The organism is Gloeotrichia echinulata CP02 (assembly GCA_038087035.1).
GTDB lineage: Bacteria > Cyanobacteriota > Cyanobacteriia > Cyanobacteriales > Nostocaceae > Gloeotrichia > Gloeotrichia echinulata.
The window spans coordinates 562952-586321 of sequence record CP051187.1 but is presented as its reverse complement, the minus strand read 5'-3'; the positions used below and the strand labels follow the sequence as shown (position 1 = coordinate 586321).

Here is a 23370-nt window from a genome sequence, read left to right as displayed (position 1 = left end):
GTGAGCGCAGAGGTACGCAAAGTGTCTAATGTTGTATCAAGCTTTCAGGGTGTGAGCGACTTTCCGAGCGAGTTCAACCATGCGGTTGGCGTAACCCCATTCATTGTCATACCAAGCAAGTATTTTGACTTGCGTCTGATCGACTACCATTGTGGAGAGGGCATCAATGATGGAAGACCGAGGGTCGTCTTTGTAGTCTATTGAAACTAAAGGACGCTCTTCGTAGCCTAAAATTCCCTTGAGTGGTTCCTGGTTTGAAGCTGCTTTGAGTAAGCTATTAATTTCTTCTACTGTGGTGGGGCGGGTAACTTCAAAGACGCAATCTGTTAAGGAAGCATTGAGTAGTGGAACCCGCACAGCTAAACCATTCAGTTTGCCGTTGAGTTCAGGATAAATTAGTCCTATGGCTGTTGCTGAACCAGTTGATGTGGGAATCAGAGATAGGCTGGTAGCCCGCGCCCGGCGCAAATCTTTATGAGGTGCATCGACGATAGTTTGAGTATTTGTATTGTCATGGATTGTGGTAATAATTCCATGTTTAATACCCAAGCCTTCATGAATCACCTTGACAACGGGAGCTAAACAGTTGGTTGTACAGGAAGCCGCAGTTAGGAGATGATGTTGGTCAGGCTGATAAAGTTGGTCATTGACTCCCATGACAATATTTAGCGCCCCTTCTTTGACTGGAGCTGCAACAATTACCTTCTGCACACCCCGCTTAAAATAGGGGTCAAGGGTTGCAGTTGTCCTAAATTTACCGGAGCATTCCAGTACTAAATCAACGCCGAACTGTTCCCAAGGAACTTCACCTGGTTGGGAATATTCACTAAAACTCAGGGGTTGACTATCAATCAGGACACTTTCCCCTTCCGCTTCTACTTCTGGTGTCCAACGCCCATGTACAGAATCAAACTTCAGCAGATGAGCAGCTGTCACTGCTCCACCTTTAATTTCGTTGATATGGACAAACTCTAATTCCGGCCAACCCCAAGCAGCTCGCAGAGCAAGCCGTCCAATTCTACCGAATCCATTGATTCCTACACGCACTTTCATCTGTGTTTCCTACTACTATTTAAATCAAGAATATGACCTACTCTCTGGGAATATTTTTCTGTAGGGTGTGTGACGCTTTTCATATTTGAACTTAGTAGGGGCGCAAGGCCTTGCGCCCCTACTTATACCGTCACCCACCAACCACTGAATTTGACACCCAGCTTTATTCCAGCAACAAGAAATAACTTAATTTTTAAGTAATTCTTAGTACAAGAATTTACGCCCGGAATTCATCCCAACACTGAACGGAGTACCGTTACAGTGTGGGGCTTCTTCCGCTTTAAGCTAAAACTCCTTTTGCTTCCGCAGCAACTCGCCTATTGTCAAATCAAACTGTGGTTTTCCAGCAAAAACTGTTCCTACCTTGCCGGTATTCAAGTGAACATTGTCGATGTGGTAAGCTTCAGCAGGTAAAGGAACATAACCCACAGTACTGACTGTAGTTGGTGCCTTCTGAATATAGAAATTGACAAATTGATACAAAGTTTTTCTATTTCGGTCAGACCAAAGATTGACGTAAATAAATAAAGGTCGAGAAAGTGGCTGATATTTGGCTTTTTCAACTGTTTCCCGCACTGGGAAAACTGGCCCTTTACCGTTGTTTACCGCCACTGCTTTTAACTTACTTTGGTTGGCTTCGTAATACGCGAAGCCAAAGTAACCTAAAGCATTGGTGTCTTTACTGATACCATTAACTAAGACTTCATCATCTTCGCTGGCGGTGTAGTCTTTACGGCTGGCTTTGGCTTTACCGACTGTTGCCTCTGTAAAGTAGTCAAATGTACCTGATTTGTCACCAGCACCATATAAATTGAGCGGACGATCAGGTCAGGAAGCCCGTACTTGGTTCCAACGGGTGATTTTTTTCTCAGCCGCTGGTTCCCATATCTTTTTCAATTCATCGACAGTAATGTCTTTTGCCCAGTCGTTTTGGGGATTAACGGCGATGGTGAGGGCATCAAAGGCTATCGGTAATTCTATATATCTAACGCCATTTTTATTACACTTTTCCATCTCCGCCTTGGTAATTGGCCGCGAGGCGTTGCTGATATCTGTTTCGCCGGCGCAAAATTTTTCAAAACCGCCGCTAGTACCGGAAATCTTGACTTCAACCTGGGCGTTATTTTTAGAGTTTGCTTGAAACTCTTTCGCGATCGCCTCGGTAATCGGATAAACTGTACTAGACCCATCAATCTTAATCTTCGCCACTGTGACAGAATTAGCGACTTCCGTTGCTTTTTGCGATGACTCTGTGGGATTACTAGAGTTCGATGTGGTTGTGCAACTAGTTGCTATCACCATCATTCCTAGCGCGAGAGCCAATTTTTTCGCTTTTGCCTTCATTGACTTCACCACCGTGGGTTGTATTAAAGGTGTATGTCTAACATATCAAAAAAAGTTGATATGTTCACGTCAACTAGAACACAGTAATAAAAATTAATCAAAAAAAGTTGATATATCATTTACTCTCAGGCAAGGTAAGCTTTTATCGCCTCTACCTGAGACAAATCATGAGCAAATTTTAATCGCAGCAGGGACTTACAGGGGAAATTACAGGATAATACTGGAAATTGGCGAGATATTCTTCTAAAACTGTAAATTGCGTCAAATTTAAGCTGTAGTAAATCCAGCGCCCTTGTTGACGGGACTTAACTAAGTCGGCTTCCTTGAGGGTTTTCAGGTGAAATGACAATTTAGACTGACTAACCCCCAAAGAATCGCACAAGTCACACACACACAATTCTTGCTTTCGCAGTAGTTCAATTACACTAATTCTGAGAGGGTCAGAAAGTGCATGAAAGCCTTCAGGAATTAGTAGAGGAATTTTGGGAAGAGGAGTCAGCATTAACTTACCCTTGGTTCAGCATTAACTTAGAAAAATCAAATATGCTATCTATTTATAGCGCAATACGGTTCAGTTAAGGCTAGAACTATTTTTTAATATAAAATTTTGTCAATATGTTCAGCATAGTTAGTTGATGTCCTTGCTTGCTCGTCTTCAACGATAAATCGAGGTTCAGGGTGAGGAATTTCTAAACTACCGCATAATTCCCAAGTTTTGGTTTGAGTGATGTTTGGTTTTTCTTTTTCTAAATAATTTTCTAATGCTTGGAGAAAAATATCTTGTATAGACTCTTTTGTGATGTCTAAGCGTGACATGAGTTCATCAGGAATTTCTAGGGTGATTTTAGTCATGGTATTACCTCTTAATTTGTACCTTTGAGAAGAGGGATAAATCTCTGAATATCAAATTTTTATCCATCAGCTTGAGTTAAAGCTTCACTTCAAGTATCACCCAAATCTAAATTCTTTGCCCAATCTTTTATTTGACAATCCCACAGCTACGCTAAAACTGTGGGATTCTTGAGTCATAGAGGTAAATATGGGTTTATTCCCGAAAACATAGTTTTGCTGAAATCACCAAAGTCCTCACTTCGTGACGCTACGCGAACGCGCCGTGGAAGCCCCTGGCTTTAGACATGGGGGTAAGGCGCAGGCGAATTTATTCGCCGTCAAGATTGCTTCAAAAGGCATAACTATATCCATCCTTTTTGTGAATCGCTGAACAATATTTATGGCTTATTCCTGATATTCTTCCGGTCTTGGTAGCGAGATCAAAACTACCCGTAGCACGACACAAAACACGTCCTAAATATTCGCCAACTTTTTTACCACTGGTAACAACCGCTTTAATAATGTCTCCAGTTTGAAATCCAAAATGGATTTGTTTATTTGAACGATGACGAGTAGGGAACCCGAATTTATCAGTACCAGCCATCTGTCTAGTACCATGACCATTAGCTGTAATCAACAATGGTTTGATACCTTTGATATTGAGAATTGGCGTTGATGTGCCAACACAAGCAGCATCAATCCAGTGAGTTTTATCTAATTTCTGTTGACTTCTATTGAACTTTGTTAAACCTCCCGAACCCGTTTCTACAGGTAATCCAGTTGCTTTTAAAACTTCCAGCAATGCATATCTAGTAGTGTTAATTGCTGCTGCATCAGCCAAGGGTATTTTAGCTTGTTTTAAGATTTTCTCTACTCTAGAAGGGTCTTTTTTGTTGGCGCAGCCTCTCGTAGAGAGGAACTCTTTAATGTCTTTAGTCCCTTTTTTGGTGTTACATTTTTCGCAACTAAGAGTTAAGTTTGTGATTGAGTTAGACCCACCTTTTGCTCTAGGGTGAATGTGTTCTATCTGTAGAGATACGTCTTTAACACCACAATAAGCACATTGCCTGCCCCATTTTTCGAGTAAATATTCTCTGGTTTCGTAACCCGCCAAAGTCCCCTGTTGGTATTCCTTGCCCTGAATTTCTGGATTACGCATTAATTGCATATCGAATTTGACTAACTCGGTGCTAATCGCTTCAATTGGTGCAAGTTTACGTAATCTTTCAACCCAAGTTTTAATGTTTTCAACACGACTTTGTAAGCTTGGTGCTAACCATCCTTCTGGGCGCGTTCTATTTAAAAATCGTGGTTGGCGATATCTTGTTTTGCGGTTTCTTCTACTACGTCTTAATTGTCTCCTTGAAGTAAGAGAATCTCGAATTGCAAAACCTCTATGTTTTAACTCAGCAGCAAATACAACTTCCCCAGTGGTATCGTCAACTAATGCAATCCCTGTAAATTTTGCACCAGGGTCTAGCTTTAATCGCAGTGGTGTTGCTGGCGAATCGGGACGGGATTCTTTCAAAATAATTGTGAACGGAAAACGCCGAAATATCGCAGCTTTTTTGTTTCTTAATAACTGTCTAGCTTGTGCTGGATGCACTGGGTCTAATGGTCGTTTTTCGGTGTCTAAAACAAATACTTTGGACATAAAGTCCCTCCTTGTGGGTAATGTTAGCTTCTCCTAAGAGGAGACGCTGCGCGAACGCCAATGTTAGTGGTCGGTAACTATCCAAACTGCACTGACTTAACCCTTGTACATCTGTTTAACAGTTTGGTTCTAGAGCAAGGAACTAGCTACGCATTCCCTGGTAGGTCTTAAACTCTTGCCACTAACGTAGTCAGTTAAGACTTAGGCTGGTCAGATGGGCTTTTTCAAGCCCCCGCCTTTAGGCGTGGGGTTTCTGACCTATTCTGAAGCAGAAACTAGGGCTTCAGGCTGATAGCGAATACCAGCTTGTTTAAATCTATCCAAAGCTTCACCCAAGCGATCGCAGTCTGCTATTAAACTAATTCTGACATAGCCTTCACCAGCCACGCCAAAGGCGTTACCGGGAGTTACCACCACACCTGTTTGCTGCAATACATCCAGGGCAAAATCTGTGGAACCCATCCCCACAGGACATTTAACCCAAAGATACATTGTGGCTTTGGTTTTGGGAATATCCCAACCCAATTTTCCTAATCCTGCGATGAGGAAATCACGGCGGGTGCGGTAGCGTTGTTGTACATCATGCAAATATACGTCTGGTAGTTGTAAAGCGGTTTCCGCTGCAGTTTGTAAGGCGGCGAAAATCCCATAATCCAAGTTGGTTTTTAAAGTTCGCAAACCTTGAATTACATGGCGATTTCCGACCACAAAGCCGACGCGCCAACCAGCCATATTGTAGGTTTTAGATAAGGTGTGAAACTCGACACCAATATCTTTTGCGCCGGGAATTTCTAACAAACTAGTCGGTTGATAACCGTCAAAAGCTAACTCGGCATAACATAAGTCATGCACCAGAAGAATTTCATATTTACGGGCGAAGGCGACAATTTCGGCAAAAAATTCGCGAGGGGCGGTGGCAGCGGTAGGATTACTGGGATAATTAAAATAGAGAATTTTGGCTTTTTTAGCAACTTCGTCAGGAATAGCAGCTAAATCAATTAACCAGTCATTTTCTGGTTTGAGAATTAAGCTGTAAACTTGTCCCCCAGCAATCACAGGTCCGCGAAAATGGGCGGGATAGGCGGGAGAAGGCACCAAAACCACATCACCAGGGTTAATATAGGCGATCGCTAAATGTGTTAATCCTTCTTTAGAACCGAGTAGCGGTAAGGCTTCACTATCGGGATCGAGAAGCACACCGTAACGGCGATTATACCAATTGGTGATGGCACGGCGGAAACTGGCAGTACCCTCAAACGGCGGATAACCATGATTGGCGGGATTTTGCAAAGCAGCCATCGCCGCTTCTACCACTGGCTGTGGTGTCGGACCATCGGGGTTTCCCATCCCCAAATCAATTAAATCCAGCCCTTGTTCTCGCGCCTTAGCTTTGAGTTCATCTAGACGCGCAAACACATAAGGCGGTAGCTGCTGTATCCTTTCTGCTGGGACAATCCAATCGAAACTCATTCTTCTACCTCGTCACTCGTTCTCCTGAATGAGATACGATTTGTCGCATCTCGACTATCTACTGGTGCTGTGGTAGAAACCATCGCCGCCATTAACTGTTCCAAGGATACTTTAAAGGGTAGCCGATGGATGTCAGAATTAGGAGCTAAGGCAATTTCTGCAGATGTTTGCAACTCGCTTAAGGTGATGTTACCTAATCCCAAATCGCCTAATTTTTGGGGTAGTCCAATCTCTGCATAAAATTTCAACAGCTGTTGTCTAGCAGATGCAGCCAGCTGATTACCTAGTACCATTTCTTCTAAACGCAGTTGTACTAAGATTCCATAGGCGACTTTTTCGCCGTGAATACTGTGGCGTCCACAAATGTGGGTTAAACCATTATGCACGGCATGGGCAGCAACGGTGCGACACTGCGCCCCACCGAGTCCGCCAATTACCCCAGCCAGTAAAACTGTCGCATCTACCACTTCTCGCCAAATTTCGCTACCTGGTTCTGGCAGAGCAGTGACTGATTTTTGGAGTAAAATATCTCGCAAAACTCGCGCTTGCTGGACTGCAGCAATAATTAAAGTTTGTTGCGAGTGTCCGCTGCTCACTGAGGCTTCGTACCACTTGGCGATCGCATCTCCAATTCCTGCTACCAAGGTACGTTGCGGTGCTGTTTGAATCAAGTCGTAATCTAAAATTAATAAATCAGGACAACGGGACAGTGCCACATCATACAGAAATGCCCCTGCTTGAGAATATACATTCGATAGGGCAGTCCAAGCTGCACAGGTAGCGGCTGAGGTAGGAATTGTTACCACTGGTAATTGCAGCTGATGGGCTACTAACTTTGCTGTATCCAGTGCTTTACCGCCACCAATACCGATAATCACATCGGCTTTATGTTCTTTTGCCGACTTTCGCAAAGACTTGATGCTAGCTTCACAGCAATCAGCACCATAGTTAGCTTGGGCAACATGTAACTGTGGCGCTGCTAAAATTGGTTGTAAATGCTGTTGGGTGGTGGCGAGAGTGCGATCGCCTGTGATAATTAAGGGACGACTTCCCAAACGGGCAATTTCTGCTCCTGACGCCTGCAACACGCTAGCACCACGAATTACTTTTGCCGGGGCGATCGTCAGCGCCAATAACGAACTAGGAGTTTGAGTAGACAAGGTTTGACTGAAAAATTGATTGGTCATGTTATATATATTATTGCCAAAACTTTGATTTTTTTTAACCAAAAAATACTTGTAGTATTTACTGGTCAGGGAATTTCTATCTGCGGCCTGGTGTTAATTGCAAAAATTAATATAATGCTCTTACTGTCAGCAACCCAGTCCTAAAGGACTGAGCTTGTAAGAGAAATCAAGCAAGCTGTGCTGACCAGACCACCTAGCAATAGGTAGCCGTTATTTGAGTCACGACACCCCGGAATGCGTTCGCCCTTGGCGTTGCCGAAGGCTAGCTAGTTCCCCGCTCTGTCGCTTGTGATTAAACAGTTCTAAGGTCACTGGAACAGTGTTGCAAGTCTAACAAGCTCTTATAACCGGTCGAAGCTAACTTTACCCCGAAAGGGTGGCTCCTAGGAGCAAAACCTTTATGCGTACAGGATTGGGAGATTTGAAATGGTAATTGTCCCATTGAAAGTGCAATACAAAAGCACACCAAATTAAACAATCCCAAGGCGGTAATGGATCAACAAGATTGACTGCGACTAAAGTCGCCGAGTCGCTTCCCTCTCAGGTCTAAAGACGCTGAGTTTCCCGCATCCCACGAGGTTCTATGAGCATTTACCAATCCGTCACAGAATCTTATACACCATATCGAAAGCGTGACAATGACTGGCGGTTATTTTTACGCCTAGTGCCCTATGGCCGTCGTCACGCTGGACTGTTAGCGCTGTCAATGTGCTTACTCATACCGATAGCCTTAGCAAACGCCGTACAACCATTGTTGATTGGACAGGCGATATCCCTGATTCGCCATGAACCAAGCACCTACGCCTTTTTGAAGAATCGTCCGTTGATACAAGGATTGAATATCGTCGAAGGGTTGTTATTCTTGGCGATTACTATCAGACTGATATTAAACAGTTACCAGGGGTTTCTCGTACAAAAGCTAGGACAAAAAATCACAGCAGCAATTCGCCAGGATTTATTTCATCATGTCACATCTTTAGCAGTTCGTTTTTTTGACCGAACACCCGTAGGTAAATTGATTACCAGACTCACCAGCGATGTGGAAGTATTGGGAGATGTGTTTTCTACCGGCGCGATAGGGATTTTGTCGGATCTATCTTCCATGCTGGTAATTATCGGTTTGATGTTTTCTATCCAATGGGAACTCGCTTGCTTGCTGTTGTTGATCCTATTACCAATTAGCTATGTAATTATTTATTTGCAGAAAAAGTACCGTCAAGCCAATTACAAAGCACGGGAAGAACTTTCGATTTTGAACTCCCAGCTACAAGAGAATGTGGTCGGGATTAACGTTGTACAGTTATTCCGCAGAGAAAAATTCAATGCTGAATTATTTCGCGCTACGAATCAGCGCTATATGCAGCAAATGGATAAAACCATTTTTTATGATTCTGCTGTTTCGGCAATTTTAGAATGGATTGGCTTAGTAGCGATCGCAGGTGTTTTATGCGTAGGTGGTTGGTTACTGCTGGGTAAAACTCTGACTTTTGGGATTTTATCGGCATTTATCTTGTATGCACAACGACTATTCGACCCCCTACGGGATTTTGCGGAAAAATTCACAGTCATTCAATCTGGGTTCACGGCGATGGAACGGGTGAATAACATTTTAGATGAACCAATAGAAATACGCGATCGCCCCAATTCCCGATTCTCAATTTTAGATTTTCAATTCGGCTATATAGATGAGATCATAGCCTCTCTAGAAGCCCAAAACCTCAATCCCATGCCGGCACTGGGAGAAATTCGTTTTGAGCATGTTTGGTTTGCTTACAAAGATGATGACTATATAATTAAAGACTTAGACTTCACCATTCAACCTGGTGAAAAAATAGCATTAGTCGGTCCAACAGGCGCGGGAAAAAGCACCATTATTCGTCTTTTGTGCCGCCTCTATGAACCCAACAAAGGACGCATTCTCATCGATGGCGTTGATATTCGGGAATTACCACAAGCAGAATTGCGGCGCTATCTAGCAGTGATTTTGCAAGAAGGCTTTTTGTTTGCGGGTGATGTCAAAAGTAATATCTCCTTAGGAGACAGCTACACCTTGGAAGAAATCGAAGCAGCAGCAGCGAAAACGAATATCGCCCAGTTTATTGAAGAATTACCCCAAGGCTATAATACACAACTGAGAGAACGAGGCACAAATATTTCCAGTGGTCAAAAGCAACTTTTAGCCTTTGCCCGTGCTGTCATTCGCAATCCGCAAATTTTAGTCCTAGATGAAGCCACAGCTAGTCTCGATGTCGCCACAGAAGCTTTAATTCAACAGGCATTAAACCAGCTATTGAAAGGACGCACTGCCATTATTATAGCTCACCGCCTCTCGACAATTCGCAATGTGGATCGAATTTTTGTCTTGCAGCGAGGGGAATTAATTGAACAGGGAAGCCATGAACAGTTGCTACAACAAGGGGGAATGTATGCCACGTTGCACAATTTACAAATGTTAGGAACGGTTGAGAGTTGACGCTGCGAATTTTAGATTTTGGATTTTGGATTTTAGATTTTTGGGGTACCTTGCAGACCCCGCAGAATTTTAGATTTTAGATTTTAGATTTTAAATTTAATCCAAAATCCCAAATCTAAAATTGTTTGCCCCTTGTGGTCGGGGTCAATCCAAAAGACGCTCCTACGTCGCTTTACGCTACACTATGCCGTAGGCTTTACGCTACGAAGCACGCAAATCTAAAATCCAAAATTGGTTGACTCAGATCTTGCACGTTTACGCATAAACAATGAATCCACAAAAATATGTGATGCATCTTACCTTACGAAAATACACTTCTTAGTCCTCTTATAGAGGACTTAACCCATGAGACAGGGACTTATAGTCCCTGGCGGATCTCTTCAGACCGGAAAATCTATCAATACATAGATCAATATTTTCAGGAAAAATACTTATATTTTTTTCATTAATAAAAAATGATCAACAAATTACGACCAATACCTGTGAAGTTTATTTAAAACTATCTACTAATAAGAAAAACTACTGCTAATTCATCCAATTTTTATCTGATTTTTAGTAAAAATAGTTTTCGCTAATTTACGAATTAACTCCTAAGACATTTAGTAGTTTTTATGTCATTATCGTAGACGGGTTTACTGAAATTATCTGCAAGCTAATACTATCAGATTTGAATATTATCAATTAAAGCAACAGGGGCAGTCAGTAATCTTCATAACGTTAAATAAATAACACACTCGTTTATACAAAACTTTTGTTTAACAAAAGTTTCGGGTGTATTGTGCTGCAAAAATTACTTAATTATTCAAGGTAAAATACACATGCCTGTTGATAATGCTGGTAACACTTTAGGTACGGCTAGAAATCTGAATATTAATGCGACCAATCAGATATTCACAGACTGGGTTGGTTCAACAGATACCAACGATTTCTACCGTTTCAGTCTTAATGGTCGTAGCAGTTTTAATCTTACCGTCAATGGTATGTCGGCGGATGCTGATGTACAGGTAATTAGGGATGCCAACAATAATGCACAAGTTGATACTGGCGAACTGATTGCGAGTTCTACAAATGGTAACAGCAATGCGGAATCAATTCAGAAGACATTTGATCCTGGTACTTACTATATCAAGGTTTATCGTTATAGTGGCGATACTAATTACAACTTAAATGTCTCTGCGACACCTTTGGACAATGCAGGAAATAGCCTAGTTAATGCTCGCAGTATTATTGTTGGAGCCACCACCACAACTTACAGTGATTGGATAGGAACTGCAGATACTCAAGATTACTACGCTTTCGTCCTCGCCAATAACAGTAACTTGGCTGTGACACTCAATGGTTTATCGGCTGATGTAAATTTGCAATTGCAGCGCTTGAATGCTGATGGTACAACTGCTACTATTGCCAGTTCCACAAAAACGGGTACAACAGCTGAAGCAATTAACATCAATGGTTTGAGTGCTGGTAGATATTTTCTCAGGGCTTATCAAGGTAGTGGCGATAGTTTTTATAATGTCAATTTGTCTGCGACAACCACCTCAACTTTAGATTGGTTCAGCCAAAATTTAGGTGATTCTGGAATTGCTAATTTAGCCCGTACTTTAGCTGCAGATGGTAGCTTTAACCGCCAAGATGTAATTGATATTTTCCGTAACGCCCAAGATGGGGCTGTAATAGATGCTAACGAGTTGTTAGACTTGCGGACAATTGTCAGCAATGCCAATCTGTTTAAGATGGAGGACTATGTTCGCGTCTTGTCTGACAAGGTTGTCAATGGCTCAGTTGCTAACCAAAAGTATCAGGGTCAAATTTTAGGCAATTTGTCTGTTGGTAGCAGTGCGACTCAGATGGAGAATTTAATTAATAAATGGTTCTTGGGTGGCGATCGCCCACAAACTAACTCAACATCCTATACTTATAAAGCAGTTAGTGGCTCTCTGTTCCAGGGTGGAATCAGTGGCAATGATATCAAACAAGGGTCTGTTGGTGATTGCTACTACCTAGCAACCCTATCTTCTATTGCTATCGAAAAGCCTTCCTATATCCAAAATATGTTTATCGATAACGGTGACGGCACATTTACCGTGCGTTTCTACAATAATGGGGTAGCTGATTATGTCACGGTAGACAAATATCTCCCAACTACTTCTACCGGAGCCTTGGCTTACGCCAAAACTGGTGGTCTTTATAATGTTACATCTAATGAATTGTGGGTGGCTTTAGCAGAGAAAGCCTACGCCCAATTAGCAGAGTCTGGCTGGAGTCGAGGTGTAGGGGCTACGAATTCCTATGCATCGATTGAGGGCGGCTGGATGGATGATGTCATTCAACAGGTGGCAAACTTAACAACAGAGTGGAACACTCCTGATTTCATGACCAAGTCGCAGCTCATCGACCTGGTTAACTCTAATAAAATACTCACGGTTGGATTTGTCAACGGTGCCAACTTTGGTGTAGTTAACTATCATGCCTATACTGTTAGCTCCTACAATTCCACCACTGGTACATTCAACCTGCGTAATCCTTGGGGTTACTCTGATGCAAATGTCACTTGGGAACAATTGATCAGTCTCAAGGGTAATTTCATTTGGTCTAATTCATAAGACGGGGATTGGGAATTGGGGATTGGGGATTGGGGACACTTCGGCAAGCTCAGTGCATCGCTGGGGATTGGGGATTGGGGATTGGGGATAGGAGAATATATTACGAAAATATTTCCCCAACCCTGACCAATTCCCAATGACCAATTCCCAATGACCAATGACAAATGACAAATGACAAATGACCAATGACCAATGACCAATGACCAATGACCAATGACCAATGACCAATGACCAATGACCAATGACAAATGACCACATGAAAACATCAACTTTATTAATTTTAGCTCTCAGTATAACCGCGTGTAGCCTTCTACCCGCCAATGCCAAAAACCAAAAAGTATCACAACCTATTAAAACTACTATGCCAGCAAATCAAGATGTTTTAATTAAAAGTGTGACTCTTATATCTAGAGAACAGAAGACTCCACCTCTAGGAGTCGCTAAAAAGCCAAATAGAGATATTGGCTTTGCTTCTGTATTTCTGCGCTTAGAAAATAAACTTTTAAACAACGTTACAGTCTCGATTAAAAGTATTGAAATTCGTAACGTTTGTGATGGTAAATTACAAAACTTTCACCAGCATCCCCAAGAGATTCATCTCAAGCCACTGGAAAACTCTGAAATTGTTTTACATCTGACAAATAAAACTGGATATTTTGGAAATCAACAAGTCAAGGCAGTTGTTACTTATCAAATAAAAGAGCAAGTGGGTGTCATTGAATCTCCGGGATTTGCAGTTGATAAAAAATGAATTTTGCTAATTCATGCACTATAAATTGCAACTTTTTCAGAGGCTAGGGAGATACTTTCCACAGCATATTTCAAAAAAACTGAAGTTTGTGTAGCATTGCAAGAACTCTTCGTTTCTACTGTTTTAGCTTGATCTTTAACTAATTTAGCCTGGTAAGTATATAGGGAACCACAAGATTTTTCAAATGTTAGTTCAGCTAGCATCGTATTATTGTCTAAACTTTGCTCCAGGATTTTTCCAGCCACTTTGTAATTAAACCAATCCCAGCCGTGACGCAGGATGAGTTCTTTTTCTAAAATCTGAATTGCTGTAGGTAGGATTCCCCAGCCTCGATAAACTTTATTCAAGCATTGAATGTCTCCAGTTCGAGTTAAAATTGAGCAGAATGAGTCTTGATCGAGTAGTCCATAGTATCTTCCTTCTGGCAGATCTATCGCTGTTGGGGCAAATCGATGTCCACCAAAATGGCTAGATTTCCAAAGCCGAATATGCTGCAAGTTCAAATCAGAAATAGTACTTGTAGAATGAAAGTAAAAAGGATTTCCATATTTGGCACAGCACTTATCATGACTGCCATGAGTACAAACTAAAATATCTCTACTAACATTAGTTTCTATTTCATACTCCGGCATTCTATTGCAGAGAATTTTTTTGACAACTGCTGCTACTTGCTGAATGGTTTCTAACTTAAACTCTCGCTTATTGTATCCATGACTTAGCCCTGTTTTTTTCTGATAAATCAACAGAGTTGTATAGTCTATTTTGTGTGTTATATCATTAGCAATTAACAGAAATCTAATTGGTAGATTAGCACGCTTTACCTCTTCTACCAAAATCCTTAAATTCTCTGGAACCCATTTAGAATTAAAAGCTTCCGATGTCCAAGGGGTAGGACACTCAACTAAAATATAAGTTTCGTAGTTCGTGGCACTACCAATAACATCTTCTCCTGTTTGTCGTGAATTATCAGCACAAAAAAAAGTATTCATTGAGGGCTTCTCTTTCGTGAATTTGATGGACAAGGGTTTGATTAAACAAAATTGTAATCCTGGCTACAATATTCTCTAATAAACCCAACACAAAGAAACAATATGGGTTTCCTGATTCAGAACAGGTAGCCATTTTATAACATTCATTTGCACTCAATGTCTTTCCGGTGAATAAATTCTCCACAAGTGAGTTAGGCAAATTTCGCCGAAATATTTCCGTAGGAAGAAAGTTATTTTTGTATCTACTACCGATAGACGGATAACAAATGCTCAATAGCCACATATCTCCTTTTCTATAGTCAGTTTGAGAACCAAAATCAAATATTTTAAAGCTTCGGTTATTCAGCTTGCTTAAGACATCAAAGTAGCTGATATCACCCTCGCAAGTCTTACTAAAATTCAAATTTTGTATAAAAATGCTTTCAGATACATAGTTGTGTCCAATATATATTGATAATAATTCTCAATTGTATCAGAAAAAATAAAATTCAGTCAAAAGACGTGTAAATGGTTTAAAATCATTTACTGCCAGCTTTTAAGGTGAATCATTGAGTTTAATCATTAAACCTGTCTGTAAGTCGGGTTTTTAGCCTTTTACCTCATCTATGCTTCTGAAATTTACATTATAAGCTTTTTTGGTAGACCTGCCTTGACTGTAACGGAAGTCAATAAGAAATGCAAGTATTTGATAATCTTGATAACATCTGACCATTGATAGCATTGATATTTTCAATGCTATCAATAGTAATTTGCAGTAATTATACGAATTTGAAAAAAGAATGGGACAGATAGGGTAGGGGCGCAAGGCCTTGCGCCCCTACAGATTATCGATGTGTTGCAAAGATTTTTTGAATTGGTATTACAAATGATGTGAGATAATGGCTCAAAGACGATGACATCGATTTCTATGGGAATTATTCCTGCAATTTGGCTTTAGCAAACTCCCGCAATTGATCATCTGGGTCAATTTCCGCTTGAGCGCGTAACAAATGTAACACTTGGGGATGGTGAGGATATTGATCGATAATCGCCTCTAGTGCAACTTGCCGAGGATTAATTTCGATAGTGCCGAGAACTCCCTGACTACGGTCAAAGGGGTCATTACGAGCGCGATCGCACAAAAATTCTAGCATCTGTGGTTCATGTTTCCACCACCAGACTAACTCTTGGACGGCGGCACGGCGCACATCAGAATCATCATCTAAGGTGGCGCGTTGTTTGATAATAGCCAAGGTATCGGGGTCATCTTTCCATCCCCTAGCTAATTCTTGCACAGCGGCACTTCGGACTAACCAATGATGGTCTTCAATGGCACGTTGTTTAAGAATGGGTAAGGTATCGGGGTCATCTTTCCACCCCCTAGCTAATTCTTGCACGGCTGCACGTCGCACATCAGAATCATCATCTAAGGTGGCGCGTTGTTTGAGGATGGGTTTGGTATCGGGGTGATGTTTCCAACCCCAGGCTAATTCTTGAACTGCTGCTTCTCGCACATCCCAATTTTTATCTGCAGTGGCGCGTTGTTTGAGCCAGGGGAAAATTTCGGGGTCATCTTTCCACCCCCTGGCTAATTCTTGAACTGCAGTACTTCGCACATCGCCATTATTATCCAAAGTGGCGCGTTGTTTGAGGATGGGGAAGGTGTCAGGATCATGCTTCCACCGCCTGGCTAACTCTTGGACTGCAGCACTGCGAACAGATCCATTATCATCCTTGATGGCTTGTTGTTTGAGCCAGGATAAGGTGTTGGGGTCATGTTTCCAAGTCGTTGCAACTACAGCAAATGCTTGGGTGCGAATTCCCTGCACTAGTCGATAGTATTCTAAATCGCGATCGCTTTTAATTCTCAAGCTGATATTGCCATAGTTGGTTAATTCTTTAATCTGCTCAAGTAATTTCGTCGCTGTTGGCAATATTGCCATTCTATTCCTGACTTCTGACAGACATTTAGCCGCTAAAAATAGGTTATTAAATTTCTCTTCTTCACCTGTTTGGGAAATTAGATAATCAATGATTTCGCCTGTAAATGTGACATCAAGCATCCCCGCAATTAGGCGGAGAATTTCATGCCAATATTCATCTTGCCAATGCTTGCCAAAGACTCGATTTTTTAGATATTCTAATGTAATGCTGCGTTCTTTTTCAAATTGCCAGACAAACTCGCTCGCACAAAAGTATTCCAAAAAAGTCCGATGTACAAATGCATAGTCATCTGCACCCAACAAGCATAAAATAAAGTTGCGTTCCCGCAGTTGATTAATCATCAACTTAGCAACATTACTTGGCTCACAAACCTTGATATTTGTCAAGTAATAAACGAGAATATTTTCTAAATCTTTAGTGCTAATCGAGTTACCAAGCAAACCTGTTTTATTGGCTTGCATCTGGTAAGCTACTTGACGCAACATTGCCTGTTTATCTTTATAATCAATCGTGGTAGTTTCATTCACAAGCGCTTTTTCTACTTCCCATTGTTGTAGTAGCACCCGTGAAGCTTGGCTGTAAAGTTCGGCGCGGTCTCTTGGTAGTTCTTGATTACGATTGAGAATTGCCATCATTGTCAGCAGCAAGGGATTTCCTGCAAGTTGTTTAATGGGAATTGCGGTATGAATTGCAGTTCGTAATCGTTCCCTTTTTCTTTCTTGCTCACCATTATTGCCTAAAGCAAAATCATGCCATTTATTGATAAAATTATCAATTTGGTCTGACTCTAAATCTTGCAGTATGAAATGGCGAAATTTAGCATCGCGTAACCGTTGTGGTTGATAGCTAATCACGCGAGATGTTACCAGCATCCGCACATGAGGATAGATTTTGGTAAAGTGAATAATCTCTGTAATTACCTGTTCTCTTTTACGATGCTCAACTACCTCATCTAAGCCATCAAACATCACAAAAGCTTTGCCTTGTTGTAGTAATTGATGTATTTGATATAATTGCGGTGGATTTAGAGGAGAAATGAAACCACTATCTGGCTGAAAAAAATCTAAGGGATTGGGAGATTTTTGATCATGTTGAGCTTGGATATAGGTTCTTAATTCAACAAGTAAAGGAATCGGCAGATCAGGTAACTTTGTAATCGGCGATTCTGCCCATTCCAGGGCTAGATATTGCAATAAACTCGACTTTCCCGAACCAGGATTACCCAAGATTACGGTATACAGGTAAGTTTTTTCATCTTTGATGATATCTAAAACCGAGTGAGGCTGTTGTTGATAATCAACTTGTTTATAATATTCTAAAACTTCCGGCGCAATATCGGTTTCTTCAATTTTTTCTGACTTTTTTAGTCGTTCTAAAAACTCTTTTGGTAGCTCATAAACCTGTGGTAATGCTTCCTGTACCTCACGGACATTTTGAGGTACAAACATATTCCATAACTTCAGATTGTAGTTGTAGCCTGTAGGATCAATGATATCGAGACGGAGACAACCATAAGTTTTTTTGATTATCTCCCGATAACCCATCAAAAAAACAGGATTATTATGGCTGTCTTGTTGGAGAATAAACGATAAATCATCCGACTCTCGAATGATAGCTTCCACTTTTTTCTTATACCGAACGGTAATGCGTTTCCAGGGAAATTCATCTGGTAGCTGTGGCAAATCTAACTTGTACCAAATGGCTGCTAAACTAGCAGCATCACAAGCAACATCAGCAAAAGGCTTTCCTAGTTCTGCTAGTACAGCTTGATGGCGAATAAACTGTCTCAAGGGGTTAATGTACTGTTTCACTTTGGAGTCCGAACAGTCTGTATCTTCCAATCCCTTTTGTACCAGATGCAAAAATTCCTTCAATCCTTGACCGAAAGCAACCGTGAATTTGTCTTTGAGCCAAGTTCCCTGCGATTCTGGAATTACATCTGGGAAAAAAGTTTGGGTATATGCTGCTAACTCTTCCTGCGCTAGTTCTTCTAGGAGAGTCTTGAAGAAAAACCCAAGTGTACTACTCACTCCCCAAGCATCTACGAGGTTCATGATAAATAGGTAACTTCCCAATATTTTTTGGATAAAAGTTCATACACACACACCACCATTTTGCAGCAGCGAAAAACGTCCTCCACCTCTATGTAACAGTTAACAGTTATCATCCTTGGGAGGGAAACACGACACCAATGGGACAAAACCCGTAAGGGTAGGTCGCCATCTCCCACGATGCGCCTGATAACTAAGATACCTTAATTAACGCCCTGTCTTTCATTCTATAGTTAGGATGGTAAATCTTCCAGTACCGCTATAGCTGCAACTGCTTGATTGCGTATAGTATCTGTCAGCCCATCCTGACTTACTGCTAACTGTTGAAACTTTTCCAAGAGCTTATTAGCGGTTGATTGCATCTGACGGTGATTTCTCACATTACACAGACATTGATGAGCGAGAAACAAATTGATAAAATTGTATGCTCGTCCGTCTTGGTCGATGAGATAATCAATAATTTCGCTGGCGAATTTTTCATAAATTTTTCCCAAAATCAAAGCTAACACCTCATACCAGGATGGATCATGCCAGTGATTACCAAAAATTTCTTGCTTAAGATATTCCAAAGTAATCTGGCGTTTTTTTTCATATTGTTCAGCATAATATAAGGCACAGAAATATTCCAGAAAAGTTCGATGCATAAACCCATAAACATCGCCACCCAAGAAACATAAAATAAAGCTGCGAGTCGTTAGCTGTTCTCGTAAAACTCTGGCTACCAATTTAGCTTCTTTGTTTGGTACAATATTTTGGAGATAGTTAGTCAGAATATCTTCTAAATCTGCTTGACTAATCACCAAGCTTTGCGCCAAAGTACCTGCTGAAGCTTGCATTCGGTAAGCAACTAACCGCAACATCTCCTGTTTGGCTTTGTAGTCGAGATAATTGCTTAATTTGGGGTCTAATCTTTTGTCTTCTGGTAAGTTTTTATCGCCATCCCAACGCTGTAGTAAAACCTCTGAGGCTCGCTCATAGAGGGTGGCTCTATCCCTTGGTAATTCCTCATGTCGATTCAGAATAGCCATCATAGTTAGTAGCAAGGGATTTCCCGCCAGTTCCCGAAACGCAAAGTAATTTTCTATGGATTTTTGCAGGCGATCGCGTTTTTTTTCGGCATCATATTTGTCATCAAAAGCTAATTCATGCCATTTGCTAACAAAATCGTGGATTTGCTCTGGCGCTAATTCTTGAATTACAAACTCGCGAAAATTAGCATTGCGGAATCGGTGTTGCTGCTGTTCATAACCAATGATCCGAGATGTGACAATCACTCGCGCTTGGGGATAACGATGAGTGAAGTTAATAATATCAATAACTACATTTTCTCGCTCTCGATCATTTAACACCTCATCCAAACCATCAAACAAAACAATTGCTTGATTATTTTTCAGCCATTTATCTAGTTCAATTTGATTGAGCGTACCACCAACTACCCCAGTCCCTTTATGGAAATATTCCAGAAAATTACTACATAACAGCCGCTCACGATTTTCTAGATAATTACGTAATTCAATTAATAAAGGCAATTCTTGAACCGAAAGATAACTCGATTGAGTTATTGCCCAATCCAACGCTTTATACTGAGCCAAAGTAGACTTACCAGAGCCAGGATTACCTAAAATAACTGTATATTTGTAAGTTTGTTTTTCGTTGAGTATATCTAAAATTGAGCAACTAAATCCAGGATAAGGTGTCATTTCTCGCAGATTTTGCGGCACAAATATATTCCATAATTGCAGCGTATAATTACAACCGCTCGTGTCTAAGCTATCCAGCCGCAACCTGCTATAAGCTGTTTTTAAGCCCTTTTGATAACGACTAAAGTCAAAATCTGCAACTATGGGGGAATTTTCTTCCAGGCGTTCCCGCATTTTTGCCAAATTCGCTGAATCTAATAGTTGACGTAACTCCTCCGATTCCTGCGCGATCGCTCTTACCTTCCGACAATAAACCTTGGTAACATGTTGCCATTGAAATTCCCTGGGTAAAGGCTTTAAGTTTAAATCATGCCAAATTTGTGTCAGTTTCACATCAACAGCTGGCTTATCATCTACAAAATCAATATCCAGAACTGCTTCTAATGGTTGACCAAGAGTTTCAATCACAGTTTTATGGTTAATAAATTGATCTACAGACTCGCTATATTCCTGCTTAATTTCCTTTTCTTCCAACCCAGCATCTTCTAACTCCTCCTGTACCAAATCCAAGAATAACTTATTTGCTTGCCCATAGGCAACTTTTAACGGTTTAGCTTTAGCTAGATGAGTTAAATCCTTAATGCAGCCTTTAAAGAAATCCTTAACATAATCTTCTAAGGCTGCTTGCGCCAATTTTTCTAGTACCGCCTTAAAAGCTAACCCAAAAGAATTAGCTACTCCCCAAGCAACTAACCAATCTATCATCACACCCTCCTCTGGGGAATTTCGTTCGGTATGAGTATAATTTGTACGAAAGTCCAAGTATAAGATATGCTAGCGCAATCCCTTGCTTATCGTGGGGGGGATAAACAGAATTCAATCAACAAAAATATCCCCCAAAATCAAAATTATTAACTGATAACCAAAACTGATATTCTTTTGTCATCCGCCTAAAGCAATAAGCTATGATCAGGATTGGTCAAAAATATTATTTCCCCTAAATCCCTGCCAAATAGCAATCAATCCTGGGAAAAAGGTATTAATTGCCATTGGCAGCATGTCAAATAAGTTACAAATAGTTAAACCAAAAGAGCCTTCATTTTGCTAGTATCATCCTTCAGAGGTAATTTGGGAGATTGAAATGGCAAAGTTAAATAAACAAGTAATATTTTGGCTGTGTACAACCTTCATCATTTTGGGCTTGATGGGGTGCGAACGCTTTTTTGCTCCCACAGGAGACTTAGTTGAGCGCGTTAGTGATGGTGATACTTTAGCAGTAAAAGACTCCAAAGGGAGAAAAATAAATGTCCGCTTTGCCTGCATTGATGCACCAGAAATACCTCATACTAATAAAGAAAAGCAAAGTAACCGCGCCAGCGACCTCAATCAATTTAGCTGGGGTACAAAGGCGCAAGAACGCTTACAGGAATTGGTAAACAAAGCAGGCGATCGCGTAACCTTAAATATTACAGATAGTGATCGTTATGGCAGAAAAGTTGCCGAAATTCGCCTAAAAGATGGCACTTTTGTGCAACAAGTTTTGTTGCGCGAAGGACTAGTAAAAGTGTATCGTCCCTATTTAAATAAATGTCCCAGTAAAGACTTAGTTTTACAAGCCGAAGCCGAAGCACAAAAGCAAAAAGTTGGAGTTTGGAGTGATGCTAAGTTTGTTAATCCTTGGGAGTATCGCCAGGCGAATAAATTAAAGTCTTAGCGAATGGGGAATTAGGAGTTCCTAAAGATACTCGCTCAAGAAATCAAAGGGATCATCTTCCCAACATGGTTCAGGTACTAGCATCAGCAAATTACTGTGAATATCGGCTTCAATGTCATCAGCATCTTCCCGATCAAACAACTCTAATAGAGCTTTCCAGTCACGGTCTTTAAGGGATGTTGATTGTAGGGCATATACCTCTATATTTGTTGAGTAATTCACATGCAATCTGGTGGTTGATTTCGGCGAAACAAAAGTTTGGTTTTAAAGTATCTAAACATCATCTTCTAGGTTTGGTAAACAAATGTCTAACTGGATACCTCTGCTAGATTTTGTCTGTATTTATTAAGTAATTACACGTTGATTTTCCTCTAACCGGAAAAAATATTTATGCTGACTTAAAAATATGTTCGTAATTGCGCCGCTTATGCGTAGCGTCCCGTAGGGAACCTAGAGAAGCGCAACTACAAACAACGCCTCAAAACTTATCTAGTCCCCAGTCCCTTTTTCATCTCTGGTGATGTCCGGGAATGACGCGACTAATTCCACGCCAAAGACTTCAGCAAAGGACTCTGCTACATAAGAACGTACCTCTTGACAGGTAATACCTGGAATCCATTCAGCTAAACTAGCGACCGGCTTATCAGGAATGCCACAAGGTACAATTTGCCCAAAGCCTGTCATATCTGGACAAACGTTTAATGAAAAGCCATGCATTGTCACCCAACGGCTGACTTTAATCCCAATGGCGGCGACTTTTCGACCTTCTAACCAAACTCCAGTAAAAGATGGTAGGCGTTCTCCCCGCAACCCGTAAACTGCTAGAACACGAATTAAGATTTCTTCGAGTTGGCGTAAGTACCAGTGGAGATCTTGACGATAATGTTGCAGATTTAAAATTGGATACCCCACCAATTGACCGGGACAATGGTAAGTAACTTCACCGCCTCGTTCAACTCGATACACATCATACTCAGTTTTGTCAAGACTAAATTTGAGAAATTCTGGATTAGCGCCTTGTCCCAAAGTGTAGACAGGGGGATGCTCTAGCAAGATTAACACGTCATCGAGACTGGGGTTGTGAATGCGATCGCCTACCAGCAATCTCTGCCATTGCAAAGCATCTAAATAAGGCAACAACCCATGATTATATAACAAACAACGGTGTTGAGACATCGAGGTACTACGGATCATGCCAAAAATCAATAGGGACGGAGACAAAATATATTGCAAGTTAGCAGATTGGCACCAATAAATGTCAAGCTTTGCAAAGGATTTTAAAGGAACATCAACGGAATTGGCATTGGCAAATACAAAGTGCTAGTTTGAATATATAACCTCAATGGTGCTGGGAGCTTGACTAAATTGTCAGAAACCTAATTACAATCAGCCAAAATTCCCAAACTTAGGCAAGTTTGCTGGTTAAATATAATTAATGCCAAAAACCAAGGCTTAATTATCTGGTTTGCAAACCACAGTCGATTCAAAACTAGCAAGCCTATAAAAAAGACTGGCTGATGACGCAGAATGAATTGTTTGTAAATTGTTTGCGTATCATAACAGGATAACAATTGCCAGATTACCTGTGTTATCGTCAAAAACAAGCAAACCCCCTACAAAAGATTGTGCGGATGTCCAATTGCCTAGCAACCAGTTGAATATCAGTGCAGAGATTGGGAGGTGCATC

General features: G+C 41.0%; 16 protein-coding genes and 1 pseudogene. 4 read left to right on the top strand and 13 right to left on the bottom strand.

Features of this window, described 5'->3' with window-relative positions:
- Positions 1-36 precede the first annotated feature (36 nt).
- From HEQ19_02560 to HEQ19_02530, 7 genes and pseudogenes are all read right to left on the bottom strand, one after another.
- Entirely contained in the window at positions 37-1053 is a 1017-nt protein-coding gene (locus HEQ19_02560; GenBank protein WYL98568.1) for an ArsJ-associated glyceraldehyde-3-phosphate dehydrogenase, read from the bottom strand.
- Positions 1054-1338: 285 nt separating this feature from the next.
- A pseudogene (locus tag HEQ19_02555) lies at positions 1339-2397 on the bottom strand (PstS family phosphate ABC transporter substrate-binding protein).
- A 178-nt stretch (positions 2398-2575) separates the two neighbouring features.
- Positions 2576-2899, bottom strand: coding sequence for a metalloregulator ArsR/SmtB family transcription factor (locus HEQ19_02550; protein ID WYL98567.1), 324 nt, complete (start codon positions 2897-2899; stop codon positions 2576-2578).
- A gap of 92 nt (positions 2900-2991) precedes the next feature.
- Positions 2992-3249 carry a hypothetical protein gene (locus tag HEQ19_02545; GenBank protein ID WYL98566.1) on the bottom strand — a complete coding sequence of 86 codons (258 nt, stop codon included), beginning with the start codon at positions 3247-3249 and terminating at the stop codon, positions 2992-2994.
- A 328-nt stretch (positions 3250-3577) separates the two neighbouring features.
- The gene (iscB, locus tag HEQ19_02540) at positions 3578-4882 is read right to left on the bottom strand and encodes an RNA-guided endonuclease IscB (protein ID WYL98565.1); all 1305 of its coding nucleotides are present in this window, start codon (positions 4880-4882) and stop codon (positions 3578-3580) included.
- A gap of 258 nt (positions 4883-5140) precedes the next feature.
- Entirely contained in the window at positions 5141-6352 is a 1212-nt protein-coding gene (locus HEQ19_02535; GenBank protein WYL98564.1) for an aspartate aminotransferase, read from the bottom strand.
- Positions 6349-7539, bottom strand: a complete 1191-nt coding sequence (locus HEQ19_02530) for an iron-containing alcohol dehydrogenase family protein (protein ID WYL98563.1) — start codon at positions 7537-7539, stop codon at positions 6349-6351. Before HEQ19_02530 ends, HEQ19_02535 begins: the two co-directional genes overlap by 4 nt.
- Positions 7540-8122: 583 nt before the next feature.
- Here HEQ19_02530 and HEQ19_02525 point away from each other — a divergent pair.
- Together HEQ19_02525 and HEQ19_02520 are read left to right on the top strand one after the other, a co-directional pair.
- The gene (locus tag HEQ19_02525; GenBank protein ID WYL98562.1) at positions 8123-10012 is read left to right on the top strand and encodes an ABC transporter ATP-binding protein; all 1890 of its coding nucleotides are present in this window, start codon (positions 8123-8125) and stop codon (positions 10010-10012) included.
- Positions 10013-10830: 818 nt separating this feature from the next.
- Entirely contained in the window at positions 10831-12615 is a 1785-nt protein-coding gene (locus tag HEQ19_02520) for a C2 family cysteine protease (protein ID WYL98561.1), read from the top strand.
- On the opposite strand, the gene HEQ19_02515 is transcribed toward HEQ19_02520, so the two are convergent.
- Complete coding sequence (locus HEQ19_02515) at positions 12610-12873, bottom strand: hypothetical protein (protein WYL98087.1); 264 nt, start codon at positions 12871-12873, stop codon at positions 12610-12612. The two genes, HEQ19_02520 and HEQ19_02515, sit on opposite strands and share 6 nt — an antisense overlap.
- On the opposite strand from HEQ19_02515, the gene HEQ19_02510 reads away from it, so the two are divergent.
- Positions 12872-13366 (top strand): hypothetical protein, encoded by a 495-nt coding sequence (locus tag HEQ19_02510; protein WYL98560.1) that lies wholly within the window; start codon positions 12872-12874, stop codon positions 13364-13366. The two genes, HEQ19_02515 and HEQ19_02510, sit on opposite strands and share 2 nt — an antisense overlap.
- 11 nt (positions 13367-13377) lie before the next feature.
- Here HEQ19_02510 and HEQ19_02505 read toward each other — a convergent pair whose 3' ends face one another.
- The 3 genes from HEQ19_02505 to HEQ19_02495 all read right to left on the bottom strand — a co-directional run bounded on the left by HEQ19_02505 (position 13378) and on the right by HEQ19_02495 (position 20734).
- Positions 13378-14355: a sucrase ferredoxin gene (locus HEQ19_02505; GenBank protein ID WYL98559.1), complete on the bottom strand. Its 978-nt coding sequence runs from the start codon at positions 14353-14355 to the stop codon at positions 13378-13380.
- 914 nt (positions 14356-15269) lie between these two features.
- Positions 15270-18332 (bottom strand): HEAT repeat domain-containing protein, encoded by a 3063-nt coding sequence (locus HEQ19_02500; GenBank protein WYL98558.1) that lies wholly within the window; start codon positions 18330-18332, stop codon positions 15270-15272.
- A gap of 230 nt (positions 18333-18562) precedes the next feature.
- The gene (locus tag HEQ19_02495; protein ID WYL98557.1) at positions 18563-20734 is read right to left on the bottom strand and encodes an NACHT domain-containing protein; all 2172 of its coding nucleotides are present in this window, start codon (positions 20732-20734) and stop codon (positions 18563-18565) included.
- Positions 20735-21110: 376 nt separating this feature from the next.
- Between HEQ19_02495 and HEQ19_02490 the strand changes: the two genes are divergently transcribed.
- Positions 21111-21683, top strand: a complete 573-nt coding sequence (locus tag HEQ19_02490; protein ID WYL98556.1) for a thermonuclease family protein — start codon at positions 21111-21113, stop codon at positions 21681-21683.
- Positions 21684-21704: 21 nt separating this feature from the next.
- Here HEQ19_02490 and HEQ19_02485 read toward each other — a convergent pair whose 3' ends face one another.
- Positions 21705-21905 carry a hypothetical protein gene (locus HEQ19_02485; GenBank protein ID WYL98555.2) on the bottom strand — a complete coding sequence of 67 codons (201 nt, stop codon included), beginning with the start codon at positions 21903-21905 and terminating at the stop codon, positions 21705-21707.
- A gap of 267 nt (positions 21906-22172) precedes the next feature.
- Positions 22173-22877, bottom strand: coding sequence for a lipoyl(octanoyl) transferase LipB (gene lipB, locus HEQ19_02480; GenBank protein WYM03220.1), 705 nt, complete (start codon positions 22875-22877; stop codon positions 22173-22175).
- Positions 22878-23370: the final 493 nt, after the last annotated feature.

Coding starts and splice junctions, on each gene's coding strand:
- HEQ19_02560 (WYL98568.1), bottom strand. CDS start 1,053: ATGAAAGTGCGTGTAGGAATCAATGGATTCGGTAGAATTGGACGGCTT.
- HEQ19_02550 (WYL98567.1), bottom strand. CDS start 2,899: ATGCTGACTCCTCTTCCCAAAATTCCTCTACTAATTCCTGAAGGCTTT.
- HEQ19_02545 (WYL98566.1), bottom strand. CDS start 3,249: ATGACTAAAATCACCCTAGAAATTCCTGATGAACTCATGTCACGCTTA.
- iscB (WYL98565.1), bottom strand. CDS start 4,882: ATGTCCAAAGTATTTGTTTTAGACACCGAAAAACGACCATTAGACCCA.
- HEQ19_02535 (WYL98564.1), bottom strand. CDS start 6,352: ATGAGTTTCGATTGGATTGTCCCAGCAGAAAGGATACAGCAGCTACCG.
- HEQ19_02530 (WYL98563.1), bottom strand. CDS start 7,539: ATGACCAATCAATTTTTCAGTCAAACCTTGTCTACTCAAACTCCTAGT.
- HEQ19_02525 (WYL98562.1), top strand. CDS start 8,123: ATGAGCATTTACCAATCCGTCACAGAATCTTATACACCATATCGAAAG.
- HEQ19_02520 (WYL98561.1), top strand. CDS start 10,831: ATGCCTGTTGATAATGCTGGTAACACTTTAGGTACGGCTAGAAATCTG.
- HEQ19_02510 (WYL98560.1), top strand. CDS start 12,872: ATGAAAACATCAACTTTATTAATTTTAGCTCTCAGTATAACCGCGTGT.
- HEQ19_02515 (WYL98087.1), bottom strand. CDS start 12,873: ATGTGGTCATTTGTCATTGGTCATTGGTCATTGGTCATTGGTCATTGG.
- HEQ19_02505 (WYL98559.1), bottom strand. CDS start 14,355: ATGAATACTTTTTTTTGTGCTGATAATTCACGACAAACAGGAGAAGAT.
- HEQ19_02500 (WYL98558.1), bottom strand. CDS start 18,332: ATGAACCTCGTAGATGCTTGGGGAGTGAGTAGTACACTTGGGTTTTTC.
- HEQ19_02495 (WYL98557.1), bottom strand. CDS start 20,734: ATGATAGATTGGTTAGTTGCTTGGGGAGTAGCTAATTCTTTTGGGTTA.
- HEQ19_02490 (WYL98556.1), top strand. CDS start 21,111: ATGGCAAAGTTAAATAAACAAGTAATATTTTGGCTGTGTACAACCTTC.
- lipB (WYM03220.1), bottom strand. CDS start 22,877: ATGATCCGTAGTACCTCGATGTCTCAACACCGTTGTTTGTTATATAAT.